12 protein-coding genes are annotated in these 20080 nt (G+C 46.6%); all 12 read right to left on the bottom strand.

Annotation, left to right across the window (positions count from 1 at the left end):
• Nucleotides 1–13 precede the first annotated feature (13 nt).
• The 12 genes from ACLROL_RS03260 to ACLROL_RS03205 all read right to left on the bottom strand — a co-directional run bounded on the left by ACLROL_RS03260 (nt 14) and on the right by ACLROL_RS03205 (nt 20031).
• A complete protein-coding gene (locus tag ACLROL_RS03260) occupies nt 14–2116 on the bottom strand; it encodes a ribonucleoside triphosphate reductase (RefSeq protein WP_246599096.1) in 2103 nt (700 codons plus the stop codon).
• A 156-nt stretch (nt 2117–2272) separates the two neighbouring features.
• A complete protein-coding gene (locus ACLROL_RS03255; RefSeq protein ID WP_413067319.1) occupies nt 2273–2965 on the bottom strand; it encodes an anaerobic ribonucleoside-triphosphate reductase activating protein in 693 nt (230 codons plus the stop codon).
• On the bottom strand, nt 2962–5400 hold the full coding sequence (locus ACLROL_RS03250; protein ID WP_413067318.1) for an HAD-IC family P-type ATPase: 2439 nt from the start codon (nt 5398–5400) through the stop codon (nt 2962–2964). The genes ACLROL_RS03255 and ACLROL_RS03250 overlap by 4 nt, the downstream gene beginning before the upstream one ends.
• A gap of 173 nt (nt 5401–5573) precedes the next feature.
• The gene (gene hypD / locus ACLROL_RS03245; protein ID WP_087201770.1) at nt 5574–7949 is read right to left on the bottom strand and encodes a trans-4-hydroxy-L-proline dehydratase; all 2376 of its coding nucleotides are present in this window, start codon (nt 7947–7949) and stop codon (nt 5574–5576) included.
• A gap of 4 nt (nt 7950–7953) precedes the next feature.
• Nucleotides 7954–8865, bottom strand: coding sequence for a trans-4-hydroxy-L-proline dehydratase activase (locus ACLROL_RS03240; RefSeq protein WP_413067317.1), 912 nt, complete (start codon nt 8863–8865; stop codon nt 7954–7956).
• A 208-nt stretch (nt 8866–9073) separates the two neighbouring features.
• Nucleotides 9074–10705: a Na/Pi cotransporter family protein gene (locus tag ACLROL_RS03235; RefSeq protein ID WP_221919427.1), complete on the bottom strand. Its 1632-nt coding sequence runs from the start codon at nt 10703–10705 to the stop codon at nt 9074–9076.
• Nucleotides 10706–10993: 288 nt separating this feature from the next.
• Nucleotides 10994–12010: a LacI family DNA-binding transcriptional regulator gene (locus ACLROL_RS03230; RefSeq protein ID WP_288722274.1), complete on the bottom strand. Its 1017-nt coding sequence runs from the start codon at nt 12008–12010 to the stop codon at nt 10994–10996.
• Between the two features lie 108 nt (nt 12011–12118).
• Nucleotides 12119–13135, bottom strand: a complete 1017-nt coding sequence (locus tag ACLROL_RS03225; protein ID WP_288722273.1) for a M20/M25/M40 family metallo-hydrolase — start codon at nt 13133–13135, stop codon at nt 12119–12121.
• 27 nt (nt 13136–13162) lie between these two features.
• Nucleotides 13163–13801, bottom strand: coding sequence for a beta-phosphoglucomutase (gene pgmB, locus ACLROL_RS03220; protein WP_288722271.1), 639 nt, complete (start codon nt 13799–13801; stop codon nt 13163–13165).
• Nucleotides 13802–13817: 16 nt separating this feature from the next.
• Nucleotides 13818–14684: a DMT family transporter gene (locus ACLROL_RS03215; protein WP_288722268.1), complete on the bottom strand. Its 867-nt coding sequence runs from the start codon at nt 14682–14684 to the stop codon at nt 13818–13820.
• Nucleotides 14685–14700: 16 nt separating this feature from the next.
• Nucleotides 14701–17010, bottom strand: coding sequence for a glycoside hydrolase family 65 protein (locus ACLROL_RS03210; protein WP_413067316.1), 2310 nt, complete (start codon nt 17008–17010; stop codon nt 14701–14703).
• 27 nt (nt 17011–17037) lie between these two features.
• Nucleotides 17038–20031, bottom strand: a complete 2994-nt coding sequence (locus ACLROL_RS03205) for a glycoside hydrolase family 2 TIM barrel-domain containing protein (protein ID WP_413067315.1) — start codon at nt 20029–20031, stop codon at nt 17038–17040.
• Between the last annotated feature and the right edge of the window lie 49 nt (nt 20032–20080).

Below are 20080 nucleotides of genomic sequence, written 5' to 3'. Positions count from 1 at the left end.
CTAATCTCAGCATCTATACAGCTTTTTTCTCCTTTTTCATAACGGATTTCTCGATAATATATTCTTTCCTGTCTTTGAATTCCTGGAGTTTTCCGTCATTCCAGTTCTGTACCGGTCGGTAGTAACCTGTAATCCGGCTGTACACTTCTGTCTTTTTGCCGCAGTGCGGGCAGGAGAAATGTTCTCCGTTGATATATCCGTGTTCCTGGCAGATGGAGTACGTCGGAGATATCGTGTAATACGGAAGCTCGTAATTTTCCGCGATTTTCCGCACAAGGATAGCGGATTCTCTCCATCCAGGGAGTTTTTCGCCAAGGAATGCGTGGAACACCGTTCCGGACGTGTAGAGTGTCTGCAGTTCGTCCTGGATATCCAGCGCGTCAAAAATATCTTCTGTGTATCCGACAGGAAGATGGGAACTGTTCGTATAATAAGGTGTACCATCCCCTTCCGCTGCCGTGATAATGTCAGGGAACTGCTCCCGGTCATGTTTTGCGAACCGATAAGTCGTAGATTCTGCCGGCGTTGCTTCCAGATTAAATAGCTCTTCATACTGTTCCTGATAATCGGAGAGCCGATTTCTCATGAAATTCAATGTTTTCTTTGCAAACTCCTGCGTTTCTTTATGCGTGATATCTTTTCTCAGCCAGTTGGCATTTAATCCCGCCTCATTCATGCCGATCAGACCGATGGTAGAGAAGTGATTTCCAAATCCACCGAGATATCGTTTTGTGTACGGGTAGAGGCCCTCGTCCAAAAGTTTGGAGATAACCTCCCTTTTGATGTGCAGCGATCTTGCTGCAATATCCATCATATGGGCAAGGCGCCTGAAGAAATCTTGTTCGTCTTTTGACTGGTATGCCATCCTCGGAAGATTGATCGTTACCACTCCGATGGATCCTGTGCTTTCCCCACTTCCAAAGAAGCCGCCCGCTTTCTTTCTCAGTTCCCGCAAATCAAGCCGGAGTCTGCAGCACATACTTCTCACGTCGCTCGGTTCCATATCACTGTTGATATAGTTGGAGAAATACGGCGTACCATACTTGGATGTCATTTCAAAAAGCAGTTTGTTGTTCTCCGTCTCAGACCAGTCGAAATCCTTCGTGATCGAGTATGTCGGGATCGGATACTGAAATCCTCGCCCTTGGGCATCCCCTTCGATCATGACTTCGATGAAGGCTTTATTGACCATATCCATCTCTTTTTTGCAGTCTCCATATGTAAAGTCCATTTCTTTTCCGCCTACAATGGCTTTCTTATCCCTCAAGTCATCCGGAACCGTCCAGTCCAGAGTGATATTTGTAAACGGGGCCTGTGTCCCCCACCGAGACGGGGTATTTACTCCATAGACAAAAGATTCGATGCATTTTTTCACTTCGGTGTATTTTAAGTTATCCGTGCGGACAAACGGCGCAAGATACGTATCAAAGGAAGAAAATGCCTGTGCGCCAGCCCATTCATTCTGCATGATGCCGAGGAAATTGACCATCTGATTGCAAAGCACACTCAGATGTTTCGCAGGGGAAGATGTAATCTTGCCTGTAATCCCTCCCAGACCTTCCTGGATCAGCTGTCTTAAGGACCATCCTGCACAGTAGCCGGTCAGCATAGAGAGATCATGGAGATGGATATCTGCATTTCTGTGGGCCTGTGCTATTTCCTTGTCATAAATCTCTGTCAGCCAGTAATTTGCCGTGATGGCTCCGGAATTGCTGAGGATAAGTCCTCCCACCGAGTATGTGACCGTAGAATTCTCCTTTACCCTCCAGTCGTTGATCTGAAGGTAATTATTGACGATCTCCTTATAGTTCAGTGCGGCAGACTTCAGATTCCTTACTTTCTCCCGCTGCTTGCGGTACAGGATATATCCTTTTGCCACATCCGCATACCCCGCCTGCACGAGCACTTCCTCCACACTGTCCTGGATCTCTTCTACCTTGATCTTTCCATTGCAAATCTTTGGTTCAAAGTTTGCCGTTACTTTTAAAGCAAGCATATCGATAATGCTCGGATGATAATTCTTCTCTTCTGCTTCAAACGCCTTGCGGATAGCTCCGCTGATCTTGGCGATATCAAATTCAGCAATCTGTCCGTCTCTTTTTACTACCTGATACATATGCCCAATCCCTTCTTTCTCTTTTCCGCCTGTTATTCCGTCAGTGGTTTCATTTTACCACTGCGCATATTCAGTGTCAATGCAAAAAGACAATATATAGTTGTTTTTGTCGGTTTAACATTAAAACAAACACTATATATTGTCTTTCACTTTTTCCTATATTCCTCGTAGTTCCGTCTGTGGAACATATTTTCTCACGATTTCCAAAGCCTGTTCCAATATGGAACGGTCATAACTGTGAAGTCCCGGACGGATCAGATTGCCTGAGTCCTCAAACTGCTGGAGGAAATACCGCTTTGCTCCCCGTATCCAAAGTCCCATCTCCTCAAAATCTGACCGCTGATGGAACTCTCTTACGACGGTGGTCCTAAACTCGTACGGGATTCTCCCTTCCATCAGAATATCCACGCTGTCTTCGATGGGACGGATATCAAATCCCGGTACACCGATTGTCTGTCCGTAATGCTTCCTCGAATTTTTCAGATCCATAGCAACATAGTCGATAAGTCCCTGTTCGATAAACCGATCCAAACGCTCGGGAAAGCTTCCGTTTGTGTCCAGCTTGACCTCATATCCCATCTCCCTGATTTGTCTCAGGAATTCCTCCAGACCATTCTGCAGGAGCGGTTCTCCGCCGCTTACGCAAACTCCATCGAGAATCCCTTTTCTGCGTTTCAGAAATGCAAAAATCTCTTCTTGATCTATATCATCGTGAGATTCGGTCTGTGTGACCAGATATGCATTATGGCAGTACGGACACCGAAAATTGCACCCTGCTGTAAAGATCGTACAGGCTGCTTTTCCTGGATAGTCCAGGAGGGTCAGTTTTTGTAATCCTTGTATCCTCATATCTTCTCATTCCTTTTCTTTTTTACTTTTCCGTATACTTCCCGAATCTTTCCAACAAGCAAGGTCAGGTATCTGAGCACTGGCTCTGTAGCGATGGAAAATACGACGAACAGCATAATGCATTTTGCGGACATGCCGGTAATGGCAAACAGCTGATTTAACACCGTACTGCAAAACAGAAGCGCAACCACACATCCTGCCAGCACAGCTGTCCGGATCTTGTTCATCGGCTTGCTGATAGAGAAGAGGATCATAAATCCGACGATAGCCAGAAGCATCGTTGCAGCTGTGGAAATGTCACTTTGATCAACTCCAAACGTCTGTCCGAACACGACAAGCGCACCGACTGCCAGCACATCCGTAAGTCCTGCCGGCAATGCCTTCAGAAACACGTTTGTGAGAAAGTGCCCCTGAATCATATTTTTATTCGGTTCCAAGGCAAGGAAAAATGCCGGGACTCCGATGGTAAACATACTGATCAGGGATACCTGGGATGGTTCCAGAGGATACGTGATCATAAATACTACGGAGAACAGTGCAAGCAGCAGGGAAAAAATATTCTTGACCAGAAAAAGACTGGCGGACCGCTGTATATTGTTGACAACTCTCCGTCCTTCCAGAACAACGGAAGGCATGCACGCAAAATTGGAATCCAGAAGGACAAGCTGAGATGCCTGGGCAGCAGCATCGCTGCCGGAAGCCATCGCAATACTGCAATCGGCATCTTTCAAGGCCAGCACATCGTTTACACCATCCCCTGTCATAGCTACCGTCCTGCCTGCCTCCTTTAACGCCTTGACAAACTGTCTTTTCTGGCTCGGCGTCACACGTCCGAAGACAGAATACTTCAGCACCGCCTCCGATATATCCTTCTCGCTTTTTAATTCGGATGCATCCACATAATTCTCTGCATGTGCGATTCCTGCCTTTTTTGCTACTTCCGAAACCGTAACCGGATTATCCCCGGAGATAACTTTGACTTCCACACCTTGCTCTTCAAAGTAGGCGAATGTCTGCTTTGCCTCTTTTCGTATCGGATTTGCAAGCATGATAAATGCAAGTGGAATTACCTTTCCTTTCAGCGCTTTTCCGTCCGGCTTTTCCTCACTGCTTCCGAATACAAGAACCCTGTATCCTTTTCCAGCGTATTTGCTGATTTCCCCTTCGTATTCCTCATAGTCTTCCCGCAGAACAAATTCCGGAGCCCCGAGCACGTACGCGGTATCTTCATAGCTCACGCTGCTGTATTTGAATTCCGAAGAAAAGGGTGTGACTTTTACCGGCTCTCTGCCGCTCTTTTCCTGAAAATGGGCCTGGATAGCCTCCATAGTAATATTATCGCTGCTCATAGCTGCCGCGAAATCTCCGATCAGCTCTTTTAACGGCGGCATTCTTTCTTTGTCATAGTTTTTGGAAGCTTTCAGCCCCTGGACTTTCATCGTGTTTTCCGTGATAGTCCCGGTCTTATCCACACAAAGCACGTTGACTCTGGCCAGAGTCTCGATACTCTTCATGTCGTGAAGAAGGACTTTCTGTCCTGCAAGCCGTATGGCGCTTACTGCCAGCGCCACACTGGCAAGCAGATAAAGCCCTTCCGGGATCATCCCTACAACTGCTGCCACCATGGCTGTGATACTAGAACGAAAGCTTTCCTCGTTAAGGAAAAAGCTCTGGGAAAACAAAATCAGGCCGATCGGGATGATGACGATCCCCACACCTTTGACGAGTTTGTCCAGAGAACGGATCATCTCCGACTGTTCTCCTTCCTTCATGGCCTTTGCTTCCAGCGTCAGCCTGGATATATACGAATCCGCTCCTACTTTATCAAGACGTGCGCGGCACTGCCCGGAAACGACAAAGCTGCCTGACATGAGTACGTCGCCTTTGTGTTTCGTGATCTCATCTGCTTCTCCTGTCAGGAGAGACTCATTGACCTGGACTTCTCCCGACTCCACAATAGCATCCGCACAGATCTGATTTCCGGCCTTGAAGATCACGATATCGTCCAAAACCAGCTCCTCCACATCGATCATTTTCTGCTCTCCATTTCGCACGACCATCGCCCGGGGCGCATTCAGCATCGACATCTTTTCCAGTACATTTTTAGCCCGGACTTCCTGTATGATACCGATCAGCGTATTGATGATCACAACCGGCATAAAAGTAAGATCACGGAAAGATCCGACTACGATCAAAAGTGCTGCAAGGATCACAAAAATCAAGTTAAAATAGGTAAATACATTATCCTTTATGATGTCTTTGGTCGTCTTGGCCGGAGGATCCACCGGAATGTTCCTCCATCCCTTGTCTTTCCTTTCCCGAACCTGTATATCGTTCAGACCTTGGCAGCAATCCGGCTTTAACCTGTCCACCGGGATCCTGTCCACATCGTATTCTTCTGTCTCGTCCCATCTCTCGGCCATTCTTCTCAGCATCTGTTCCCTCCGTTGTTTTTCGTCTTTTTCTTTCGTATAAATCTCATTATACGCCCCATTTCCCAAAAAACTATAAAAACAATATTAAGAATTGATTAAAAAAAGTCCCCGCAGGAATACTGAAGTATTGTGTATTCCTGTGGGGAACATACTAACTGTTCAAACTAATTTGATTAGTTAAAGCTCTGTTCTGTTCTTTCGATGATTTCATCCTGAAGCGCTTTGCTTAAGTTTCTGAAGTGATCGCTGTATCCAGCTACACGCACAATCAGATCTTTGTAGTCTTCCGGATGTTTCTGTGCTTCGATCAGTGTCTGCTTGTCGATGACATTAAACTGGATGTGATGTCCATCCATGTTGAAATATGTTCTTACAAGATTTGCCATCTGATCGAGTCCTTCTTCTCCTGCCACTACATTCGGAGTGAATTTCTGGTTCAGCAGTGTTCCGCCTGTCTGGAGATGATCCATCTTTGCACAGGATTTTACAACTGCTGTCGGTCCGTTTACGTCTGCTCCTTTTTCCGGAGAAATTCCTTCGGATACCGGTTTTTCTGCAAGACGTCCGTTTGCACTTGCTCCCATAACTTCTCCGAAGTATACGTGACATGTTGTCGGAAGCATATCTACACGGTACATACCGCCGTTTGTATTGTGGCGTCTGGATACTTCCTGCTGATAGTAGCTGAATACTTCCTTCATGATATCATCTGCGTAATCGTCGTCGTTTCCGTATTTCGGAGTTTTATTTCTAACGAGATTCAGAATCTTTTCATGTCCTTCAAAGTTGTCATCCAGGGCTTCCATCAGTTCTGCCATCGTCATTGTCTTTTTGTCAAATACATTGTATTTCACAGCAGACAGACAGTCTGTGATCGTACCGATACCAACACCCTGAATATATTTTGTATTGTATCTTGCTCCGCCTGCATTGTAGTCCTTTCCTTTGGAGATACAGTCGTTTGTGATGATGGAAAGGAACGGAACCGGCATGTACTCTGCATAGATACGTTCAATCACGTTATTTCCCTGTACCTTGATGTCAAGGAAGTGTTTGATCTGTTTTTTGTACGCTTCGAAAAGATCTTCGTATGTCTCAAATTCTGTTGCGTGTCCAAGAGCAAGACCGATCTGTTTTCCTGTACGTTTGTCAAATCCATTGTTGAGTGTGATCTCAAAGATCTTAGGCAGGTTGAAATATCCTGTCAGGATGTACGCTTCATTTCCGAATGCTCCTGTCTCAACACATCCGCTTGTACCGCCGCGTCTTGCGTCTTCCAGAGTCTTTCCTGCATTCAGGAGTTCCTGGATGATTGCTTCTGTATTATAGAATGCCGGCTGTCCCCATCCTTTTCTGGAGATCTCGCATGCACGTTTCAGGAATTTCTGAGGTGTCTTGCGGCTGATCTGTACGTTTGAACTCGGCTGAAGAAGCTTCATTTCATCCATACAGTCAAGGATCAGATAACTTACGTTGTTGACACCATTCTTACCGTCCGGTGTGATTCCTCCTGTGTTGAGGTTTGCAAAGTCTGTGTATGTTCCAGACTCTTTCAGTGTGATACCTACCTTCGGCGGTGCCGGCTGGTTGTTGAATTTTACCCAGAGACATTCCAGAAGTTCCAGTGCTTTCTCGTCATCCAGGATTCCGTCTTCCACGTCTTTTTCGTAGAACGGATTCAGGTGCTGGTCGAAACGTCCCGGTGAATATGCATCCCACGGATTTAATTCGCTTGTTACACTTAAGTGTACAAACCAGTACATCTGGATAGCCTGCCAGAATGTCTGCGGTTTGTGTGCCGGTACGACATCACAGTTTGCAGCGATCTGAAGAAGCTCTGCCTTTCTTGTTTCATCTGTCTCTTTTTCTGCAAGTTCTCTTGCATATTCTGCGTAACGTTTTCCAAGAACCATAACCGCGTCACATGCGATGGACATTCCGCGGAGCTGGTTTCTCTTGTCAAATGCATCCGGATCGTTCTGGAAATCCAGTGCGTCGATTGCTTTCTGGATATCTTCTTTGTAATCCAGGAATCCTTTTTCATAAATTTTTACAGAACCTACTGTATGTCCCGGTCCTCTCTGTTCCATGAACTCTGTAAAGATACCTGCTTCGTAGCAGTCTCTCCACTCCTGTGTCATATTGTTCAGGATCTTATTTCTGATGGATCTTTTTTCCCAGTATGGGATGATAACATCTTCCTGGAATTTGTAATCTTCATCTTTGACTTTGAAGCTGATAAGCTCACGGTCATTCATGACATGCATGTCTTCTACTGTGTGGCAGCAAAGTTCCGGGAATGTCGGTGCAGCCCACGGGCCATCGCCTTTTTCGCCTACGATGAGTTCTCCATCTCCGATGTAAAGTGTCTTTGTTGCAAAGTAGTCTTTTAATACCTGGGCACGAAGTTCCGGAATAGAAAGATTCCCTTCGTATTTTTTGTAAGTTTCTGTCTCACTCTTTGCACGTTCCATGTCGATGTGTGCCTGCGTGTTCTCGCTCAGTTTTCTGAGTGCTTTGATTCTGGCGTTCATACCTCTTTCTTCCATGATTTTAACCTCCTATTTTGGTATTGTGAAAGCCTGCCTGCTGGAACATCTTTACGAAATGCTCCATCTCTTCTTTCGATGGGGCACTTAAATTTTTCCCCTCATATTCTGTTCCAAGTCTTTCATATTTACTGGAACCTGTATTGTGATATGGAAGCAGATTGACCTGCGGTGTGCGGATTTTCTTTTCCAACAGGAAATCGATTACCGCCTGCATATCTTCTTCTGTTCCGTTTACTTCCTTGATCGTCGGGATCCGGATGTAAATCTGTGCCCCGTCTTTACTAAGCTTCTCCAGGTTTTCCAAGATCAGCCGGTTATCCTCTCCCATGTACTTCCTGTGCTTTTCAGGATCCATGGATTTGATGTCATACAGAAATGTTTCCGTGTACGGAAGAATCCGTTCAAAATGGCTGTACGGGACATATCCGCATGTATCGATCGTCACGCTGATGCCGGATTTATAAAGCTCTCTTGCCAGCTCTTCCATATAATCCATATCATTGGCAAGAACCTCTCCGCCTGACAAAGTCACACCTCCGCCGGATTCCTCGTAAAACATCTCGTCTTTTTTCAGTTCTTTTACGAGCTCTTTGACCGTATATGTTTTGCCGGCCATCTCACGGAGATTCTGCGGACAGACATCCGTACATTTTCCGCACAATGTGCATGCCTTCTGATCCGTCAGCGCTTTTCCGCCTTCTATTCGGATGGCATGTTCCGGGCATTCCTCTGCACAGTATCCACACCCGGTACATTTCGACTCGTTTGTCAAAAGCTGATTGGTATATTTCTGAGTCTCCGGATTGTGACACCACGTACATTTCAGCGGACATCCTTTAAAAAATACGCTCGTGCGGATTCCGTCTCCATCGTGGATGGAATACTTCTGAATATTCGTTACCAGTGGAGTCATGTTTTCTCCCCTCTCTTATATTTCCTTCTCTTTCAGCCGGGCGGCTTTTATGCCGTCCTGTAAGTTATAGACTAAAGTTCAAACTCTGGTACAATTATAACAATCAATCTTCTGTTCGTCAATATTTTATCAATACTTTTCTTCTCATTTCAGCAAAAATGGATAAAACCACCCTTCTTTTTTTGGTGGTTTTATCCATTTATCATTTCTATAAATCCTGCTCGGCATAAGCCTCGGCAATATTGCGGATATGATCTCCGATTCTTTCATAGTCGATCAGTATCTCGGAGTACAGCACAGCACTCTCAATATCGCACGCATGGCTGTGAATCCGTTCTACCTGGTTGTTCCTGCAACGTTCGGTAATATCGTCCACTGCCCGCTCAAAACTTACTGCATCCACAAGCATCTGTGTCCTGTCCGCATTCTCTGAAAGTTCCAGCCTCTCGAATGCTTTTTCGCACTGTGTCCGCATTTCTTTCAGCTCTTCGATCGTAGATTGGGACAAGGAAAGTTTTCTTTCTTTCATCATTGCCGCGTGTTCTGCAAAGTTCATCGCGTGATCGCCGACACGCTCCACGTTTCCGGACATCTTGAATATACTGTTTAATTTCTTTGTCTCGGCAGGTGCATGCTCCACTGTGAGGACTTTGGACAGACGTTTTGATATATTAATGTTATAGAGGTCAATCTGATTTTCCTTCTCTTCCACTTCCTCAAATCCTTTGACGTCTCCGCTTAATATCATGTCAAATCCTTTGAGGACATTTTCTTTTGCAAATGTAAACATCGTGCCGACATTTTCCATCAGGCTGTTAACCGCAATGGCAGAAGATCCGAGAACATGCTGGGTATTCATCATCTCCTTGAGCCATACTTCCTCGTCCAGATGTGCTTCCTGCTTTTTATCCGGAAGGATCTTCTCCGCCAGTGCAGCAAGTCCTGTTCCGAACGGAATCAGAACAATAGTCGTGACAATATTGAAAATCGTATGGACGTTTGCAATCTGTGCTGCCGGATTTCCCGGTGTAAAGCTTGCCACGAAGGAAGCAAACGGCGTTGTCAATGTGATTGCCACAAAAATGATCGTTCCGATCACATTAAACATAAAGTGGATGACCGTCGTCCTCTTTGCGTTCCGGTTCATTCCTACCGACGCAATCAGCGCCGTAATACATGTACCGATATTCTGCCCGAACAGGACGAATACTGCACTGTTGATATCGATCAGTCCGCTGATAGCAAGCGCCTGAAGAATACCGACAGAGGCCGAAGATGATTGGATGACAGCCGTAAATATAGCACCTGCCAGTATACCAAGCAGCGGGTTAGAGAATTTGGTCAAAAGTGATACAAATGCTTCTGATTCTCTCATCGGCATCATCGCGTCGCTCATCAGACCAAGGCCAATGAAGAGTACCCCTAATCCGGCGATGATGCTTCCGATGTTCTGTACCTTTCTGTTTTTTGAAAACATCAGCATGGCAACACCGATAAAAGCAAAGAGCGGCGCTATCGTCCCGATATCAAGAGCCACAAGCTGACCTGTGATGGTCGTTCCGATATTGGCTCCCATGATGATCCATACTGCCTGGCGAAGTGTCATGAGCCCCGAATTCACAAATCCGACTACCATGACTGTCGTGGCAGATGAAGACTGAATGATCGCTGTGATGACAGCACCTACAAGTACTCCAAGGATACGATTGGAAGTGAGCCGCTCCAGGATCCCTTTCAGCCTGTCGCCCGCTACCGCTTCCAGATTGCTGCTCATCATCTGCATTCCGTAAAGGAAAAGTGCAAGCCCTCCAAGCAGCATAAAGACATATTCTGGTTTCATTTGTTGATTTTCCTCCTAAAATCTTCCCTTTCGTTTCTTTTGATATTCTGTCTTTTCTTATGCAGTTGTAATGCGGCTTTTTGCCGCACTATCTATCATTTTATATGAAGGGAAACATCGGTGTCAATCCATTTTTAAATCTATGTTATTTTTATGTTAAATTTCTGTAAAATACCCTTATTGCGGCGTGCGCATCCCACCCGGAGGGCTTTTTATTTCATAGGGAACGCAGTTTCCTATGAAATGAAAAAGGCCGGTCACAAATATGTGTGCACGGCCTTTCATAGATTATTTTTCACATCTTTTATTTTCCTGTTTCACTCTGCTTACACTTTCCCGGATGATCAGCTTTGCAGATACTGCAATATTCATACTGATCTCCCTGTTCGTGCTGATCCTTTCGGCCAGCACATCCACAGCCCGTTCCGCCATGAAATCCATGGGAATATGCACTGTGGTAAGAGGCGGCACAAGGTATTTTGCCATGGAAATATCATTGAAGCCGACAACGCTGATATCTTCCGGTATCTGCAGCTCTGCCTCCTGGATGGCCTTATAACAGCCGATAGCAAGAGAATCGTTCGCACAGAAGACAGCTGTTGGCCTTTCCTTGATAGCCAACAGCTCTTTCCCCAGTTTATATCCATACTTTGGTGTAAATCCCCCGATTTTAATGTACTCTTCCCTGAGGAACCCTTTTTCTTCCATATAAGAACGAAAGATCGGAATCCGCACATCCTCCAGTTCTTTCCCATCCGAATCGATATCGCACCCGCCGATAAAAGCAATTCTCTCGTGCCCTTCTTCCACAAGATAATCCAATACCTTCTCCACCGAGTGTGTCAGGTTTACAACAACAGAATCAAATCGATCCAAGTCGCCCTTTGTATCGATAAATACAACCGGCTTCTGAAATTCGCTGATTTTCCGAACCATTGAGTCGCTGAATGTCCCAAGACAGATGATTCCGTCCAGCTTTGCAGCCTCTTCCTGGACAATATGCTCATTGATCTGTATCTTTTTAAACCCTTCTTTTTCCATTTTTTTCTCTACTGCGATTCGAATAGAAAGATAAAACGTATCTTCCAGTTCTTCCTCCGGAGAATAGGAGCAGAAAAACCCCAGTTTCAATTTCCTTTTTCTCTTTTTTTTATCTTTTATCTGATATTCCAGACGGTCAGCAGCCTCGAACACCCTTCGCTTTGTCTCGTCCTGCACATTTAATGTGTCGTCAAAATTAAGAACACGCGATACAGTTGTCACAGAAACTCCTGCCATCTCGGCTATCTCTTTGATTGTAGACATGATCGATGATCCCCCTGTTAATCTTTGCCTTATTTTATCACATCTGCATTTTAGCCGCAACCGTCGCGTGTCCTTCGATTTTATATTCTTTTTACATTCCTCTTGTTTTTAAGCAGAATACTCCGCCACAAAGCGGGCAATCAATTCAATACATCCCTCCACGTCTTTTTCATCCGCCACCTCGCAAGGCATATGCATATACCTGAGAGGGACGGATACAAGTACCGTCGGCACCCCTTTGTTAGAAAAATGGATTTTGTCTGCGTCCGTATAGCTCAGGCGGCTGGCCGCCTCCCTCTGAATCGGAATCCCTGCCTCCTCTGCAGTCTCCGCCATCTTGTCATTAAACTTCTTCACGACAATCGGGCTGTTGCAAAGTACCGGCCCTTTTCCCAGTCTTACATCTCCCATCTCTGCCGGATCCATACCAATACAGTCGCTTGTGTATGTCACATCCACGACAATCGCCAGTGTGGGCCGGATCCTCGTACTGCACCAATATGCCCCTGTCTTTGTGGTCTCTTCCCCTGTAGTGGAAGCCGCATACACTCCCGCTTTGCATCCAAGTTCTTTCGCCCTCTTAAACGCCTCCATAATGATATAAACGCCGATCCGGTCATCCAAAGCACGCGCTGTAAATCTTCCGTTTGCCATCATGCGGATATGGGTATCCGGCACAATCGGGTCTCCCAGCTCCACATATTGGAGCGCTTCCTCCTTGCTGGATACCCCGATATCAATGACAAAATCTTTTGTGCTCAGATTCTCTTTTTTCAAAAGATCTCTGTACGCTTCTACTACACCGTACACCGGACCTTCTTTTGTCTGGATGCACACCTGCTGCCCTGGGTATGTGTGGGCAACGATTCCACCCCTGTCGATGACTCTCAGCGTTCCCTCTTCCGTAATGTGGGAAATCATCAGCCCGATTTCATCTGCATGTGCGGAAAGCATAATTCTCGTTTCGCTTTTCGGATTCATGACACAGACGAGATTGCTCATTTCATCTGTCCGGATTTCATCCGCATAGGAATCCATCTCCGCTCTTACTTCCTTCTGAAGCGGCTCTTCATATCCGGATACGGAAACGGTGCCAAGAAGCCGTTCTAAAAACTCTCTCTCCATTTCTCCTTCCCTCTGTCTCTTCATTCCTTATTCTGTAATCTTTTTCAGATCTGAAAATGTCTCCATATTGTAGTCCGCCAGCCCGCTTGTGGCTGCATCTCCCAGAGCCGCGCAATCCATTTGGCCGCCTTTCGCCGCCTGCACGCCTGCTTTTGCATCCTCCACTACGAGGCATCCTTCCGGGTCCACGCCAAGATACTCTGCTGCCTTTACGAACACTTCCGGATCTGGTTTGGATTTCGTGATATTGTTGCCGTCGGATATCGCGTCAAAATAGTCCCCAAGCCCAATCTGTCCGAGGATAAAACGGGCGTTTTTGCTGGATGATCCAATAGCGAGCAAAAGCCCTCTCTCCCGGAGCGCATCCAACGTCTCTTTTACTTCGTCTGTCAGATCTGCCGGGCTCATATTTTTCAAAAGCTCTTTATAGATGTTGTTTTTCTTTTCTGTCCAGGACTCTTTTTCTTCCTGCGTCATTGTGCCGTCATATTTTTCCAGAATGATTTCAAAACTTTCCATCCTGCTGACTCCCCGCAGACGGTCGTTGATCTTTTCGTCAAAAGGGATGCCAAGTTCGTCGGCGATCGTTTTCCACGCCTGGTAATGGTACTTATCTGTAAAACAGATGACGCCGTCGAGGTCAAAAATCACTGCTTTGTATTTCATCTTTCCATTCCTCCCACTAAGCTTTCTGCGGCGCTTCCGTTTCCGCAAGATTGGAAATGATCACCGCCGCAAGGATAATAAGACTTCCCACGATCATACGCGGCGTGAGAACTTCGTGCAGTATGATCACGGAAAACAATGTTCCAAAAACGGACTCCATGGACAAAATGATAGCCGCCTTCGTCTCATCCACATATTTCTGACAAATTGTCTGGATCAGATAACATATGGTCGTACTTACCACGCCAAGATAAAGTACGCCAAGCCATCCGTCTGTTGTAACCTGAAATCTGGTTTCTTTCAGGAAGATCATAAAAACCAGCGACAGCATGAAAGCTGTTGCCATCTGCACAAAGTTCAGAACTGATGCCCTGTATTTTTTTACGAATTCGCTTGTAAAAAAAATCTGAAAAGCAAATCCCACCGCACACAGAAGTGTGAGCGCATCGCCAAGCCCCAGTGTAAGATCTCCCTGGAGGGAAAGGAGCGCCACGCCTATCACTGACATGACCGCTCCCAGGATCCCTTTCGGTCCCACTTTCTTTTTCAGTATGAGAAATGCGATAAAAGGAACGATCACGACATTGAGGGCCGTAAGGAAAGCGTTTTTTGACGGAGTCGTGTACTGAAGCCCCACGATCTGCAGTGCAAAAGCCGCAAAAAGCGCAATCCCCATCAGCGTCCCTGCCATGATTTCTTCCTTCTTCATGCCTTTCAGAGAACGGATACTGATGATCCCCATCAGCACAGCTGCGAGAAAGAAACGCACCGCCATAATCTGAAATGGGGTCATACTTTCAAGAGCGATATCGCTGGCTGTAAATCCGCCTCCCCATATGATCGTCACAAGCACAAGGCCGCCGATTGACCACCATTTTTTCATCTGTCTGTCCTCCCGTCTAAATTTCCTGTATGCTTCCATTGATATTTACTTTGGCATGCTCCCCTGAGAGAAGCTTCACAGAAGCCGTATTGTCGCCCGATACCGTGATCTCGATCCAGGATCCATAGTAGTGGAGCCGGAACGTGAGATCGGTCCACTCTTTTGGCATATTCGGGCAGATTTTCAATATTCCTTCTTCAATGGATACCCCCGCAAACCCAAACACAACCGTCTGCCATACTCCGCCTGCGTTGGCTGCATGGATTCCTTCTCTTGTATTTTTCTGAAGGTTGAGAAGATCGATAAACGCCGCTCTTCTCAGATAGCGGTACGCTCTGGAGTCATCCCCTACCTTCAGTCCCATGACAGAGTAGATACTCGGGCTCAGCGATGAACCATGGAGCGTCCTCTTTTCGTAATAGTCATAATTTTCTTTGATCAGCTCTTTATCAAACTCTTCCCCCAGAAGATGCAGAAGCAGGACGACATCCGGCTGTTTTAAGATCTGCGTCTCTCCTTTTGGATAATGGTTGAGTGCCTCAGGACGGATCGGCCAGTCGTTTTCATCGTATTTGTCGATTACTACATCGTGCAGATCGAAATATCCTTCAAACTGTTCCAGAAGGTTGGTTCCTTCTTTTCTTGGAAGGTAGATCTTTTTCTGCACTTCATCCCAGCTTTTTACTTCTTCGTCCGTAAGTCCGGTCTTTTCTGCAAGAGAGGCGTACGCATCCGGGTATTCTCTCTTCATCTGCTCCGTAAGAACCATGACGTATCTCAGATTCCACCTTGCAAAATAGTTTGTATAAAGATTATTGTCCACCGGTTCATGCCATTCGTCCGGTCCTGTTACCTGGTTGATCTCGTACCGGTCTTTCTCCGGAATATATTCGCACCGGCTTGCCCAGAACCGGGCTGTCTCTGTGAGAATCTCCGCCCCTTCATTTAAAAGGAAGTCTTTATCATTTGTGATTTTCACATAATCGTAAATTCCATAAGCCACGTCTGCAGTTACATGGTGTTCGTATACTGCCACATAGCAACGGTAACATGTCCCGTCCGGCTCGATGGTCCAGTCCGGGCACTGTTCCGTTCCGTCATCTGCGGATTCCCAAGGATACTGTGCGCCTTTGAACCCGTTTTTCCGGGCGTTGTCTCTGGCCGCATCCAGAAGATGGTAACGGTATGTCTCCATATTTTTGGCCATCTGAGGGAACACATAGGAGAAGAACGGCAGCATAAAAAGCTCGATATCCCAGAATGCATGTCCCCCGTACTCTTCTCCCGTGAGAAGCTTTGCTCCAACGCTCACACGGTCGTCAGTCTCATTTCCGGTGCTCATCAGATGGAAGATATTGAAACGTACTGCGCGGTCCAGCTCAAAGTCTCCGTTGATGCGGACATCTGCCTCCTGCCACATCTTTTCATACACTTTGGCGTGTTTTTCCAGTTCCGCTCCAAATCCTTCCCCGGCAAAACGGTCCACTTCGTCTTTGATCGTCGTGTGAAGTGCGTAAGCCGGACATTCCCGCTCCGTGTACATCGATACGTACTTCACAAAACGCACGCATTCTCCTTCTTTTACATGCACGTCTCCAAATTCCACGGCCTGCTCTCCGAAGGCGTTGAACATGCGGTTTCCCATAACTGGCTGACCATCTTTATATGCTTCCAGCCTGCACCCGCATCCCACATGGAGATGGCGGTCTCTGGTGGCAGTCTCCATGTAGACGCCATCTTCCCCAAGACGTTCGTTGGCTGTCTGGTACATGTGTTTTACTTTAAATCGTGGTGCATCATAAAAATTTACGATCGTACCGTCGATGATGTTTTCCGCCTCAATGATTCCGCTGTAGTTCATCGGCGTTACCAAAAGTTCGATTCCCATGCGGTGGACATTGTCTCTGCTCACAAACCGTCTTCCTTCGATCTTTGTGATCCTTCCCTTCTTGTCCTTCAGGACAGTATGTCTGTAGAGGACGGCCTGCTTCATATCCAGCGCTCTTGCGAACTCCAATATCTCACAGTTTTCCACGCCGATCAATTCTTTTTCCACATAAAGGCGGATGCCAAGCCAGTTTGGCAAAGCGGCCAGCTCTCTCATAAATGTCTCGGACTTATCAAACACACCGTTGATATAAAGATATGGAAGTGTGATTTTTGTCCCTTCTTCGTAGCTTCCCCTGATTCCGAGATACCCGTTGGAAAGAGCAAACAGGCTTTCATATTTCAGGTTTTCTTCCGGATCGTAACGATCCTGAAGAATCACCCAGTCATCTGTCCCTATGTTCTCCCTCCACGGCTCTGCAAAAATATCTCTGATCATGTTTTGTACTCCTTTCCTGTGCGTCCTCTAATCCAGATACTGCTTTCCGGCTTCGGCTTCCTCCTGTCCTGCATTTACAAGGGAAAATGTAAATGTCATGGAGAAATCCTGGCGTTTTACTTTATATTCTTCCAACTGTTCTTCTCCGCAGCTGTTGCTTCCAAGTCCGGAATGAAGGTAATCGAGATGCAGGATCACATCGTCGCTCTTTTCAATCTCATACGGATGCCTAGCTTTTTCGAGACTTTCATCTGTATAGTTTGCAATGTTCAGGCCAAGTTCGCCCTGCGCCTTGCAGAGCATCGTCTGCTTTCCGTCCGAAAGCCCGAACCATTTTACCTGCTCCCGATGTCCGTTTTCCTGTGGAAATACATAGTCTGTGTGCATGCCGTCCACGGTGCTGCGGTAGATTCCCATTGCGCACGCCGCCTTGCTGTCCGGATAGTTTTCTCCAGGCCCCATGCCGTACCACACTGTATTCTGAAGATCTTTTGACGCTTTCATGCATACTCCGATACGCGGCAGAAATTCCGGTTCCAGTTTTCCTCTCTGCACAGTTTTTCCGTCGATGGAAACTCTTACCTGTCCACAGCTGAATACGGTATATTCATATTCACACTCAAATCCCCATGACTGATTCAGACATCCAAAGTATTTGTCGAAGACAACTACGACTCTGTCTCCCATCTCTTTATATTCAAAAGATACCGTCTGTTCGCTTCCTTTCTGAAGGAAGTATTTGTTCATCCAGTCTTCTTTCTTGTACATATCGTTGTCGATCGTCGCACGGTATACCGTCATTTCCGGCCCGTCTGTCAGATACGTTTTCCCGTCCTTTTCAATCGAAAGAAGCTTTCCGAATACGGTATGGAATCTGGCCGTAATTTCTTTGTTTTCCACAGTAAGGATTCCATTTTCTTCCCGGATCTGAAGGGAATCTTTTCTCTCCCTCTCTGCAAAAACATCCCGGCGGATCTCCAGCGGAAACTGTACGTCGGAAATGATATGTCCCGCTTTTGCAAACGCTTCATCCGCCTTCAGACATGCCTTAACCCTCAGATAATAATCTTTGTTTTCCTTTAATTCAAACGGCACAACCGGGACAGATACCTTTTCTTCTCCGTGCGGTTTTGCCTTCAACGTGTCAACGACTCCTTCCTGGAGTACCGTCCCCTCTTCTTCCAGAGCCCACCGAAGGACAACTCCTTCCAGGCTGAGGAAATCATAATAGTTTTTCACAAGAAGTTCCGTCTTCTTTCCTGGAACTTTTGCGATCTCAACCGGAGCGATAACCTGCTTGTACTCCAGAAGCGCAGGGGATGGCGTGCGGTCCGGCATCAGGATCCCGTCGATACAGAAGTTTCCGTTTGTCGGGAAATCTCCATAATTTCCCCCGTAACGGTAATATGTATGTCCGTCTTCCTCCGTGTAGATTCCGTGGTCATACCATTCCCACAGGAATCCGCCCTGAAGCCGTTTGTATTTTCGATACATATCCTGATATGCTTTCAGCCCTCCAGGTCCGTTGCCCATAGCATGGCCGTACTCGCACATCACATGCGGTTTCTGCCCTTTCACTTTATACTCTGCGATCTCTTTTAAGCCTTTGAGTCTTGTATACATCGTGGAGTAGACATCTGTCACTTCCGCTTCGAAGTCCCCTTCATAGTGGATGAGCCTTGTGGAATCCAGCCTGCGGATCGCTTCTGCCGCCTTGCGGAAATTGCATCCGAAGGAAGATTCGTTGCCCATGGACCACATGATAATACACGGATGGTTTCTGTCCCGTTTTACCATCCTCACACTGCGGTCCACATAAGCTTTTTCCCATTCCGGATCATCTGTGATCCACGTATAATTTTCCACCCACTCAAATCCGTGGCATTCCAGGTCTGCCTCATCGATGACGTAAAGACCGTATTCATCGCAGAGATCATAGAAATATTCGTTGGCCGGATAATGGGAGCAGCGCACTGCGTTCATATTGTACTGCTTCATCAGAATGATATCGTCCTTCATCTGGTCATATGTCACGCAGCGTCCCTCTTTCGGATTGTAATCGTGGTGGTTGACACCGTTCAGAAGGATGACCTGTCCGTTTACCCGGAAATTTCCGTCTTTGATTTCGATTTTGCGGAATCCGACTCTTACCTGTATTTTGTGATCTTCTGTGACGACTGTGAAGGTATAGAGTTCCGGCGTCTCTGCCGTCCATTTTTTCACATCCGGGATCCGCTCTTCCACATGGACTGTTCCATCTTCCGCGCAGAATGTCCCCTCGAAAATCTTCTCCCCTTTGTATTCCAGGATATAGCTTCCCTCTGCCTGTTCCTGCTTCAGTGTGATGTCCGCCGTAAAGATCCCATCCTTATAGAATTCATCCAGACTTCCGTCCACAGCACAGCTGTAGACAGCCTGTTTCGGTTCACTGATGAGTTCCACGTCTCTGTAAATGCCGGAAAGCCACCACATATCCTGATCTTCCAGGTATGTTCCGTCGGACCACTTGTAGACGCGGACCGTGATATCGTTTTCCCCTGCTTTTACATATTCCGTAATATCAAACTCAGACGGAAGTCGGCTGACCTTGCTGTATCCGACATGCTGTCCGTTTACCCACACGTCAAAGGCGCTGTCTACCCCGTGGAATTTCAAAATGGTGTCTTTCTCTGTCCATTCTTCGGACAGACACACTGTCTTTTTGTAAATACCTGTCGGATTCTTTGTCGGAACATACGGGGGGGTCACAGGGAACAAATAAAGGACGTCTGTGTAATGCATGTTGTCATATCCCCGAAGCTGCCATACTGAAGGGACATCAATCGTATCCCACTCTTCCTGTGCCTTTTCTTTTTCAAATCCTTCCGGCGAAAGTTCCGGGGCCTCCAGATACAGAAAGCTCCACTCTCCGTTCAGACTCATCCTTTCCAGGGAATCCTGATAAAACGCTGTCCGGGCTTCCCGTCTGCCGATGGCTTCAAGGCATTGATTTTCCCATCTTTTTTTCATTCTCTGTGTCATATCTTTACTCCTTGTCTCTGAAATCTAAGAATGCCAGATAGAACGCACT

The sequence above is a fragment of the Sellimonas sp. genome, assembly GCF_047234585.1.
In the GTDB taxonomy this organism is placed as follows: domain Bacteria; phylum Bacillota; class Clostridia; order Lachnospirales; family Lachnospiraceae; genus Sellimonas; species Sellimonas caecigallum.
The sequence above is the reverse complement of the archived record's forward strand: the minus strand, read 5'-3'. Positions and strand labels throughout refer to the sequence as shown.